The following is a 10621-nucleotide window of genomic DNA, read 5'->3' on the forward strand; positions in this document are numbered from 1 at the left end:
CTAGAGTCGGGTGGTGGGCGCGGGCGTCTCCTCCAGGGCGCGGGTGATGACCCCGCGGGCGGTGGCGCCGGAGAACTCAGCATCGGGATCCATGACCAGGCGGTGGGCCCAGACGGTCTCGGCGAGATCCTTGACGTCGTCGGGCAGGACGTAGGCGCGTCCCTGGGAGGCCGCCCACACTCGGACAGTGCGGGTCATGACGATGGCCCCGCGGGTGGACACGCCCAGGCGCGTGTCGGGGGACTCGCGGGTGGCCTCGACCAGGGCGCCGATGTAGTCCAGCACCGAGTCGTCCACGTGATTGCCGGCGGCCAGGTCCGCCATCTGGGCGACCGCCGAGGCGGTGATGACGGTGCTCAGCGACGTCGAGCGGTCCGGATTGGCCGAGCCGGCGAGAATTCGGGTCAGGGCCGCCCGGTCCGGGTAGCCGATGGTCGTCTTCATCAGGAAACGGTCCAACTGGGCCTCGGGCAGGCGGTAGGTGCCCGCCTGCTCGATCGGATTCTGGGTGGCGATGACCATGAAGGGGCGTCCGGTCTCGTGGCGTACACCGTCCACGGTGACCGTGGACTCCTCCATGACCTCCAGCAGGGCGGACTGGGTCTTGGGGCTCGCGCGGTTGATCTCGTCGGCCAGGACGACGGAGGCGAAGACGGGGCCGGGATGGAAGGTCCACTCGCCGGTCTTCTGATCGAAGATCGTCACGCCGGTGATGTCGCTGGGCAGCAGGTCGGGGGTGAACTGGACGCGCGAATGGGTCCCCTGGACGGTGGCGGCCAGGGCGCGGGCCAGGGCGGTCTTGCCGGTGCCGGGTGCGTCCTCCAGGAGGAGATGACCCTCGGCGAGCATGGTCGTCAGCGCCAGGCGTACGACGTCCCGCTTGCCCAGGAGGGCCTGACCGACGTTGTCGACGATGCGCGCGAAGGTGTCGGCGAACCAGGCCGCGTTGTCCTGCGTGAGGGCCATGAGCGAAGGGGCCTCCTAGAAAGTCGGATGTGTGGACGCGGCAAGAGAGGGTACACGATCTACTGCTGAGTGCAGGTGACCCCCAGATCGGGGTTCGGGCTCCGGTGCGGGAACACGTGCCGGGCCCCGCCCCCGCTGTTGACGGTGAACGTCCCGGTGTAGGACTTGAGATCCCCGTCCTGACGGTCCCGGTACTGGTAGGAGCACGAGACGTTGCTGTTCGGGTTGAAGCCCGAGACGTCCAGGACGATTCTCCAGCACCAGCCGCGGAAGAAGCCGGTCTCCTGGTAATCCTGCTCGGAGCAGGCGGCCTCCGGGGTATTCGTCGTGATCTGAAAGCTCCTTTCAGTGCCGATGGCCACCCCGTTCGCCGTGGCCGAGTCGCAGGACCAGCCCGAGGAGCCGGCGTCGTTGAAGGCGCGCACGCACCAGGTGGCGCTCTCGCCCGGGCCGACGTCGTAGAGGGGGCCCGTGCCCCCCGCGGGCACCGACGTGGCGCCGTCCCCGGCGGCGGAATTCGCCTGCTGATAGGACACGGGACGCCCGCCGGTGTCCGCCGGCGTGAAGGAGCAGCTCACACTGGTTCCGGAGGGGGAGCAGGTCACCGACGGCGTTCCGGGAGGCCCGTAGGGAGTGGCGGAGTTGCCGGTCACCGATGCCGAAACCGATCCGTCGGACGCGACGGTGCGGGCGTACACGGTGTACTCCGTGCCGTTCCTCAGACCGGTGAGGGTCGTGCCGGAGGTCCACCCCCTGCCGACGGAGTACTGCACGTCCAGGTCGTTGGCGTTCCAGCCATTGCCGGTCACCGCAGTGGCGGGCGTGGCGATCTCGAGCGTGCCCGAGGCGCCGTAGGCCGCGATGACGGGCACGGAGGGCGCGGGCGGGGCGCCGGTGACCTGGACGTCCGCCGACGGCGACGTCGCGGAGCTGCCGCCCTGGGAGGCGGTGACGGTGACACTGTAGGAACCGGGACTCAGGGGAACGAAGGCGGAGGAGCCCGAGCCCGCTCCGACTGAGGTCGTGGCGTCACCCGAGACGTTGACGGTGTAGATCACGCCCGACCCCGCTCCGGCCGAATTCCAGGAGACGGTGACCCCGCCGCTCTCCTGTCTCACCGACGGCCTGCCGGGAGGGCTCCACGGCCCGGCCGCGTTCGACATCGCCCACTGCGAGGCGCCCGAGGAGGCCAGGACGGCGCGGACCGCGGCCACGTAACTGCCCGGGCTCACGGAGAAGGAGGCGGAGGTCCCCGCCGTCGTCTGCGTCTGGCCGTCGGAGAGCTCCACCTCGTAGGTGACGTCCCAGCCGCCGGCGCTCACGGGCGCCCACGAGGCGGTCACCTGCCCCTGGCCGCCGGCGAGAGTGACGCCCGTGGGTGCGGAGGGCGTGACCGACAGTGCCCTCGGCGCCGATGCGGCCGAGGGCGCCGAACTGCCCGCGGCGTTGGTCGCCACCACCTGGAAGGAGTAGCTGCCGCCGGCGCTCAGACCGGAGGCCAGGCACGGCGAGCCCGTGCAGGTCCACGAGCCGGCGCCGTCGACTTCGGTGACCGTGTAGGAGGTGACCGGCGCCCCGTGGTCAGCGCCCGGCGACCAGGTCACCGTCATGGCGCTCGAGCCCTGCGGCTCCGCGCTCACCCCGACCGGGGCGTCCGGGACGCCCGCGACCGTCACCGTCACGGTTCCGCTGACGCCGCGGGCGGCGCTGCCGGTGGCGTCCAGCACGCCGTAGCCCACGACGAGGCGCCCGGTGAAGCCCGCGGCGGGACTGATGGTCAGCGTCGTGCCCGACGTCGTCACGGTGCCCTGACCGGAGGTGACGCTCGCCTCCCCGGACAGCGTGATGGGCTTGTCGGGGAAGGGGTTGGTGACCAAGGAGGCCACGTCCACCGTCACCGGCGAGCCGTCCGAGACCAGCATCACCGGCGTCGTCGTCATGAGGGGCTTGGTCGAGTCGACCACCCGCAGCGGGATCTCGGCGCTGACCGGAGGGTTCGTCCCGTCGTCGACGGCCACCGTCGTGCTGCCCGTCGTGCCGATGGAGGCGTCATCGGCCGCCTTGACCGACAGGATCGAGCCGGACAGGTCCGCATCGAAGCCGGCCGACGGTGAGCTGGCTGAGAAGCTGAGCCGGTCGCCGTCGGCGTCTTTGGTCATGGCGGCCAGGTCGGCGGTGACGGCGCCCTCGCCGGGCGCCACCGAGATCTGCGTCGGGGTCAGCACGGGGGCGGTATTCGTCGAGGACTCCACGAGAACCGGCAGCGTCAGCGTCGAGCTCAGGGCGTCGTCACCGGTGCCGTCGGCCACCGTGAGCGTCACCGAGGTCTGCCCGGTGAAGCCCGTCGTCGGCGTCAGGGACAGCGCGCCGCCGTTGCCTCCGACGGCGGCCGACTCCAGACCGGTGCCCGTACGCAGAGCGGAGGGGTCCGTGACGCTCAGCGACGTGCCGGCGCGCGAGAGGATGAAGGACGACAGGTCCACGTCGCTGGTGCGGTCGGGCGGGATGCGCACCGGCACGGCGGAGGAGTTCAGCCGCGGCCGCAGCTCGGAGCGCGCCGGCACGACGACCACGGCGTGGCCCGTCAGCCCGTCGACGTCCGTGACGGTGTACAGCACGAACTGCCTCTGGTCGCCCACCGTCGCCCGGATCGACTGGCCGTCGATCACCTGGGCGTTTGGGTCGTCGGTGGTCAGGGTCAGATCCCAGGGCGAGCCGTCCGCGTCGGAGTCATTGTCCAGGACCGGGACGGTGACCGAACCGTCGGCCTCCACCTTGTCCACGGTCACGTAGTCGTCCACGCCGATCGGGCTGGCCTGGGGAGCGTCGGCCCTCACGTCGACCGTCAGCGTGCCGGTGTCGGTGCCGCCGCGGGAGTCGGAGACGATGTAGCGCACCGTGCGCACGCCCTCGGTGGCGGGCAGGTTCAGGATGACGCGGTTGGAGCGCACCGACACCCCCAGGGCGTCGTCGTCGCAGACGGGTGTGCCCTCCAGGACCAGGTTGTCCCCGTCGGCGTCCAGGTCGTTGGACAGGACGTCCACGGCCACCGTGCGGCCCGGTTTGGCCACGACCGTGTCGTCGGTGGCGGTCGGGGCCGTGTTGGTCGCCGACGTCGGCGCCACGCCGACGCGCACCGTGGCGCTCGCCTGCGCGCCGAAGCGGTCCTGGACGGTGTAGGTGAACGTGTCCGTGCCCGTTGTGCCGTCGGTGGGCGTGTAGGTCAGCCAAGTGCTGTCCACCTGCACGGTGCCGCCCGTCGGAGGCTGGTTGAGGCCCACCAGACTCACCGAGTCGCCGTCGGGATCGATACCGTCCATCGGCACGGTGATGTTGACCGGCGAACCGGCCACCGTGCTCGCCTCCAGGCTCTGCGGGCTGGGGGCGGTGTTGGCGGCGTCGTCGCGATCGCGCACCTCGACGTCGAGCCGGCCGGTGGCGGTCTGACCCAGCGTGTCGGTGGCGGTGTAGGTCAGCGTCGTACGCCCCGGAACGTCGCCGGCCTTGATGCGCACGCTGTCCTCGGAGACCCAGGCCGTGCCGAGCGCGTCTCCGGCGGTGCCCAGCTCATCGGACAGGGACAGCGCCAGACCCGACGGCGAGGTGTCGTTGTTGAGCACGGGCACGGTGACGACGTCGCCCACTCGCACCACGGCCGTGTCGGCCGCCGTGACCGGCACCTGGGCCTCGCCCGAGGTGATGGGGACGACCGAGACCCGCCCGGTCGCCGTCGAGGCGCCGTTGGAGACCGTGTACTCCAGGTCCACGCTCTGGGGCAGGTTCCCCGCCGAGGTGATCTCCAGCAGCGAGTGGTCGACGACCGTGACCGTCACGCCCGAATCAGCCGGGGTCGAGGCCGACTGGAGCACGAGGATGCCTCCGGAGGGGTCGAAGTCGTTGCTCAGCGGGGCGATGGTCACCGACCCGCCCTCGCGCAGCAGAGCGGTGTCATTCTCGGGTACCGGCGGCACCGAGGAGTCGGAAGCGGCGATGACGTCGACGCGCACGATCCCCTTGGCCACCGCCGCGCCGGCCGTGACGTCGTAGCCCAGGTAGTAGGTTCCCGCCGCCTCGGCGGTGAACGTGACGGTCCCCGCCTGGCGGTTGATCTCGGCGGTGGTGCCGGCGGGCGGGTCGTCCAGACCGGCCAGGCTCAGCGGTTCGCCACTGGGGGAGGTGTCGTTGTCCAGGGGGGAGAAGAGCGCCTGCGTGCCGGCGACGACCTGAACGTGGTCGGCGTTGGCGATCGGCTCGGCCGCCTCGGCGGGCTGGACGTCCACGTCGACCGTTCCCGCGGTCGTCTCGCGCCCGTCGGAGACGACCACCGTCAGCGGACGGGTGCCGGGCGCGCCCGTCAGGTCGCGCACGGCGACCGTGCCCTCGTTCGTCGTGCGCACATCCATGCCCTCGCCCTGGGCGGAGACCAGGTAGAGGGTGTCGCCGTCGGGGTCCTGCCAGGCGCTCAGCACACCGGCAGAGGCGGAGGCCGAGCCCGAGACCACGATCTTCGGGGTCGTGATCTGCTCGGGCGCGGTGTTGACGTCCCAGGGGTGCACGTCGACGGTGGCCACGGCCGAGTCGCTCAGGCCCCGCCCGTCGTCGGCCGTGTAGGGCACCGTGATGGTGCCGGCGGCGTCGTCGGCGACTTCCATGCGCAGGGCCAGGCCCTCCTGGGCCTGATCCACCCGGGCGTTCGCGGCCCCCTCGCCGGGAATGGCGGTGAGCACGTCGCCGTCCTGGTCGGAGTCGTTGGCCAGTACCGGTAGGACGGTGGAGCGGCCGGGGCGGACCCCGAAGGAGTCGTCGACGGCCTCGGGCGCGTGGTTCTCCTCGGTGCGCTCGGGCAGGGTCTGGGATTCGGTGGTCTGCGCCGAGTCGTCCTTGTCATCCGCCGTCTCGTCGGTCTGCGAGGTCACGTCCGTCCAGTTCTCGACCAGGACGAGCTCGTCGTCGGGCAGCCATACGGTGCCCTCGGCGATGTCGTTGAGGACGATGGCGTCCCGGTTGACGCGGAAGACCGGGGCGGCGGACGAGGCGAGCCTGTCGTCGTGACGGGTCTCGACGGCCCCTGCGCACTGGCGTACGAACTGGCCCGACCCCGACCAGGCGGAGTACGCGCACTCGCCCAGGCGCACCGGGGCGGCGGCCACGCCGTCGACCGGTTCGCCATCCTCGCTCGCCGGCAGACTCGTGGAGCCCGAGCCGTCCAGGTTCACGGACATCAGATGCGTGCGGGAGGCCACCAGGACGGTGTCGGAGGCGGGGCCCGGCTGCTGGAGGGTCAGCCCGGCCTCGCCCAGGTCGAGGGTCCTGCCGCCGGGCAGGTGGAGCACGCCCGTGCCGCGCTCCAGGACGATGGTGTCCCCGCCGACGGCGGTCACGGCGACGTCGGTTCCCGCAGTCAGCGAGGCCGATTCGCTGTCGGCCTCTGCCCAGCCGGCGCCGCGCACCGGAACGGTCGTGATCGTGTCGGTCTTGGGGGACACGGCGTGGACGGATCCGTCCGTCCCGGCGACCGCCACGACGTCGGGCTGGTTCTCGATCAGCGCGGGCGCCGAGGACAGCGAGCCGACGGCGTCGACCGAGGAGGCCCGCACGGTCCCTTCAGCCGGGTCCGCGGCGATGACCCGGTCGGCGCCCTGGGAGACGGCGGCGCCGCTGGTCAGCGGCGTGCCGGTGGACAGGGAGACGGTCGTGGGGTCCACTGCGGAGACGGTGGAGGAGGCCGTGTCCGGGACCAGGACGTGGTCGGCGCTCTGGGTGACGTCGAAGTTGGCCGAGGTAGTGCGGATGGCGCCGTCGACCTGGCGGGAGGGGTAGTTCAGGCGCGCTACGAGGTGCTGGGAGGTGCTGGTGACCCACACGCCGCCGTCGTCGAGTTCGACATCGGCCTGCGAGGCGCCCTCGTGCAGCCAGGCGGCGGCGGCCAGGGCCGCGAGCATGAGAGCCGCGGCGGCCGTGGAGACCCGGCGCCGGGTCGTGCGCGTCCCGCGGGCCGCACGGGTGCGGGGGCGTCGCGGGGAGGGCAGGGGCACGGCCCTCACCTCTTGTCCGGCACGGGGGTGCGCGCGGCGACCTCCTGAGCGAGCACTCGGCGCAGCATCGTCGAGGAGGTGGTGGGGGTGTAGGGCAGATAGACGACCCGCGCCCCCACCTCGGCGATCTGCGACTCCAGCGCGCGGCCTTTGCCGGTGCCCTCCCAGTCGGTGCCCTTGAACAGGACGTCGAAGGGGGAACGGCGCCAGGCCAGGCGCTTGTCCTGGTCGAGATCCGGCACGACGGCGTCGACCATCCGCAGTGCGCCCACGAGCGCCATGCGCTCGGCGTGGGGCACGATGGGGCGACGGCCCTTCATGCGCTCCAAGGAGTCGTCGGTGGCGACGCCGACGACGAGGCGGTCGCACCGGGCGGCCGCCGACGTGAGAATGTTGAGGTGTCCGATGTGGAGCATGTCGAAGCCACCGGGCACGTAGCCGGTGAGCATCAGTAGGCTCCCCGTCCCCCGACGACGGCTTTCAGCGTGCCCGCGAGAATCTCCACATCGAGATGTCCGCCACGGTTCTCCACGTAGTGGCGGTCCAAGGCCACCGTGGAGTCCCAGGATAGGTCCGAGCGCCCCGAGATCTGCCACAGGCCGGTCAGACCCGGCTTGACCAGGAGGCGGCGCCGGGCCTCGGCGTCGTACTCGGCCACCTCATGGGGCAGAGCCGGCCTGGGACCGACCAGGCTCATGTCCCCGCGCACGACGTTGATGAGTTGGGGCAGCTCGTCCAGCGAGGTGCGGCGCAGCACACGGCCCACCCGGGTGATGCGGGGGTCCTGCCGGTCCTTGAACAGGACCTTGTTGCCGGCGTCCCCGCCGGCGGCGACGACGGCCGCGCGGCGCGCGTCGGCGTCGACGTACATGGAGCGCAGTTTGACCATGGTGAACGGCCTGCCCCTCTCGCCCACGCGGGTCTGGGTGTAGAAGGCGGGCCCGGGGGAGTCCAGGCGGACCGCGGCCGCGGCGATGAGGAGGATCGGGCCGGCGAGGGTGAGGAGGAGAGCGCCGACGAGGCGGTCGACGACGTCCTTACTCACCAGCCGCACCCGGCGCAGTCTGACGTCGATCAGGCCGCTCCAGCCGTGGGTCACCGGCAGTCCGCGCATGCGGCCGGGGACCACGTCCTGCAGTCCGGGGGCGACGACGAGGCGGGCGGGGGTCGCCTCCAGAGCGCGCATGACCGAGACCAGTGAGTCCGGCGTGACCCCGCCGAGGGTCATGACGACGTCGATGTGCTCGGAGTGGACCGTGTGGCGGATCGAGTCGACGTCGCCCAGGGGTGCGGCCGAGGGCGAGCGACCGGTGGTGGCCGACAGGTAGCCGACGACGAGGAAGCCGTCACCGGGGTGGCGGTGCAGCTGGCGCAGGATGACCTCGGCCCCGGTGCCCATGACGATCAGGGTGCGGCGCAGTCCGTGGCCGTCCATGCGGCAGCGGCGCAGCCAGGCGCTCTCGACGACGCGGCTGGCGATGGCCAGGGCGGCCTGGACGACCAGCGGCACGAGGATGGAGGTCGGCGTCGTGGCGGGCGAAAGCGCCTGCACCAGGATGATGGCCAGCGGAGCGGCCACCACGGCGGCGGCCAGCACGTGGCCCCAGCCGGAGCGGGCCTGGTCGATGACGTCGACCCGCAGCGCCCCGAGGGCCCACGAGAGCAGCATCATGATCATGCCGTCCGCGGCGGCCGTGAGGATCCCGCCGACGCCGTCGGCCGTGCGCAGTGCCGTGGGCAGCATGACGGCGGCCAGGTCCCCCAGGACGAGCCAGGTGAGCAGGTCGCGGCGCATGACCGGCCAGGAGGTGAAGGTCGGCGAGTCCAGCGAGGGCAGGGAGCCGCGCGCGCCCGCCCGCAGCGAGCGCCTCGTCGTGACGAGGCGCCGTGTGGGCTGAGGCGGGATTGTGGGCGTCAAGGCTTCTCCGTGAAGGCGTTGTGGCCGATGATCGGCGTGCTGTTCGTGCTGAATGCTGTTGTGCTGCTTGTGCTGCTCTGTCGTGTCCGTCGTGCGCGTGCTGTCTGTTCTGCTGCTGTGTCTCTGTCGTCCGTCCGCCGTCGGTGGGAGCCCGTGAGTGCCCTCCCGGGCTCACGGGCGTCCTTCGCGTCTCCGCCGGGGACGGTTGTTCTGGCAATGCTACCGTGACCCTGCCGGTGGTCGTGACGCCCGTGAGAGGAGTCACCAGCTTATCCGTTCGTTAGCCTTCACCCCCACACTACCGCTTCTCGAGGAGACCTGTTCATGACTCGGACCCGCTCGGCACCCTCTCCGGGGTCCTCCTCAGGGTCGTGGGCGCCGGTGCGCCGCGCGGCGATGGCCAAGGTCGTCGTCATGGGGGCGGCCGGGGTGTTCGGACTCATCAATACCCGGCTCATCATCGGCCACTTCGGGCCCGACTCCTACGCCCAGTACGGGTTGCTCGCCACCTTCCCCAGCCTCATGCCCTTCACGGATCTAGGCATCGGTGCCGTCATCCTCAACGCGGTGGCGGGGTCGAGCGATCTTCATCACGATGCGGTCGTGCGACGGGTCCTGACCACTGCCATCCGAGTGCTCCTCAGCTTCGCGTTGATCATCGCCACCGTTGGGGTCGTTCTCGGACTGCTGGGCCTGTGGCCCTCGCTGCTGGGCGCCAAGCTCATGGACGGCGGCGGGGTGACCGCGACCCTGTGCCTGCTGGTGTACGCCGCCGCCCTGCCGCTGAGCGTCGGGCAGCGGGTGGTCGTGGGGATGGGGCGCTCGGCCACGCAGGTCATCAGCCAGGGGATCGTCTCCCCGGCCCTGACCTGCATGCTGCTGCTCGCCGTCGTCACCCGTCTGGAGGCCGGCAACAGCGTGCCGGTGATGTCCTACGTGGCCAACACGTTCGTCTCGATCATCTGCATAGTCGTGGCCTGGCGGGCCACCGGGCCCCTGCTGGGCGAGGCGCTGCGCGACGTGCCCCGGTTGCGGCGGGCGCGCGGGGTCAAGATCATCGACACCGCGGCGCCCTCGCTTCTGCAGTCCCTGGTCATCCCCATCGCCTTCCAGACCGACCGCCTGCTCCTGTCCCACCGCGGGGTCGGCCAGGCCCTGGCGCAGTACCAGCTCGCCCAGCAGCTGTTCGGCCTGCTCACCCAGACGGTCGCTGTGACGGGCATAGCGATGTGGCCCCACTTCGCCAAGGCGCGCGCCCAGGGGCGGATCGAATCCCCCTTCCGGGCGGCCGGCGCTTTCGCCGGCCTGGGCGCGGGCCTGGGCCTCGCTCTGCTTGTGGTCACGCCGTGGGTCACGCCGTTCCTGTCCGACGGGAAGTTCGAGCTGCCGATGACGCTGCTGGTCGCCAACGTCGCCAACGTCGTCGTCGAGGCCGCCAAGCAGCCGCTGGGCATGTACATGACCGACCCGCGGGGGCTGCGCGCCCAGGTGGTGCCGGTGCTCGTCGTCGTGGTGATGAACCTGGCGCTGTCCTGGGTGCTCATCCCGCCTCTGGGGGCGGCGGGGCCGCTCATCGGCTCCGTGGTCTCCGTCATCGTGTGCCAGCTCGTGCCTTACTCGCTGTGGGTGGCCCGCGACCTGCGTCGCCTCCGCGGCCGAGAGGGAGGAGACGGCGGCCGGGGGCCGGCGGGCCCCGGAGCCG

Annotated in this window: 5 protein-coding genes; 1 reads left to right on the forward strand and 4 read right to left on the reverse strand. The window is 71.7% G+C overall.

Annotated elements, in window-relative coordinates; genetic code table 11:
• Genes HMPREF9062_RS04080 through HMPREF9062_RS04095 form a run of 4 tightly spaced genes read right to left on the reverse strand, consistent with a single transcriptional unit; the run spans position 1 to position 8919 of the window.
• The gene (locus HMPREF9062_RS04080; protein WP_009748774.1) at positions 1-966 is read right to left on the reverse strand and encodes an AAA family ATPase; all 966 of its coding nucleotides are present in this window, start codon (positions 964-966) and stop codon (positions 1-3) included.
• A gap of 59 nt (positions 967-1025) precedes the next feature.
• A complete protein-coding gene (locus HMPREF9062_RS04085) occupies positions 1026-7001 on the reverse strand; it encodes an Ig-like domain-containing protein (protein WP_009748775.1) in 5976 nt (1991 codons plus the stop codon).
• A 5-nt stretch (positions 7002-7006) separates the two neighbouring features.
• Positions 7007-7450 carry an adenylyltransferase/cytidyltransferase family protein gene (locus tag HMPREF9062_RS04090; protein ID WP_009748776.1) on the reverse strand — a complete coding sequence of 148 codons (444 nt, stop codon included), beginning with the start codon at positions 7448-7450 and terminating at the stop codon, positions 7007-7009.
• Positions 7450-8919: a sugar transferase gene (locus HMPREF9062_RS04095; protein WP_009748777.1), complete on the reverse strand. Its 1470-nt coding sequence runs from the start codon at positions 8917-8919 to the stop codon at positions 7450-7452. The genes HMPREF9062_RS04090 and HMPREF9062_RS04095 overlap by 1 nt, the downstream gene beginning before the upstream one ends.
• 324 nt (positions 8920-9243) lie before the next feature.
• Between HMPREF9062_RS04095 and HMPREF9062_RS04100 the strand changes: the two genes are divergently transcribed.
• A partial coding sequence (locus HMPREF9062_RS04100; RefSeq protein WP_156790069.1) for a lipopolysaccharide biosynthesis protein occupies positions 9244-10621 on the forward strand: 1378 nt, incomplete at its 3' end.

Origin of the sequence: Actinomyces sp. oral taxon 448 str. F0400 (genome assembly GCF_000220835.1) — a bacterium.
GTDB lineage: Bacteria > Actinomycetota > Actinomycetes > Actinomycetales > Actinomycetaceae > Actinomyces.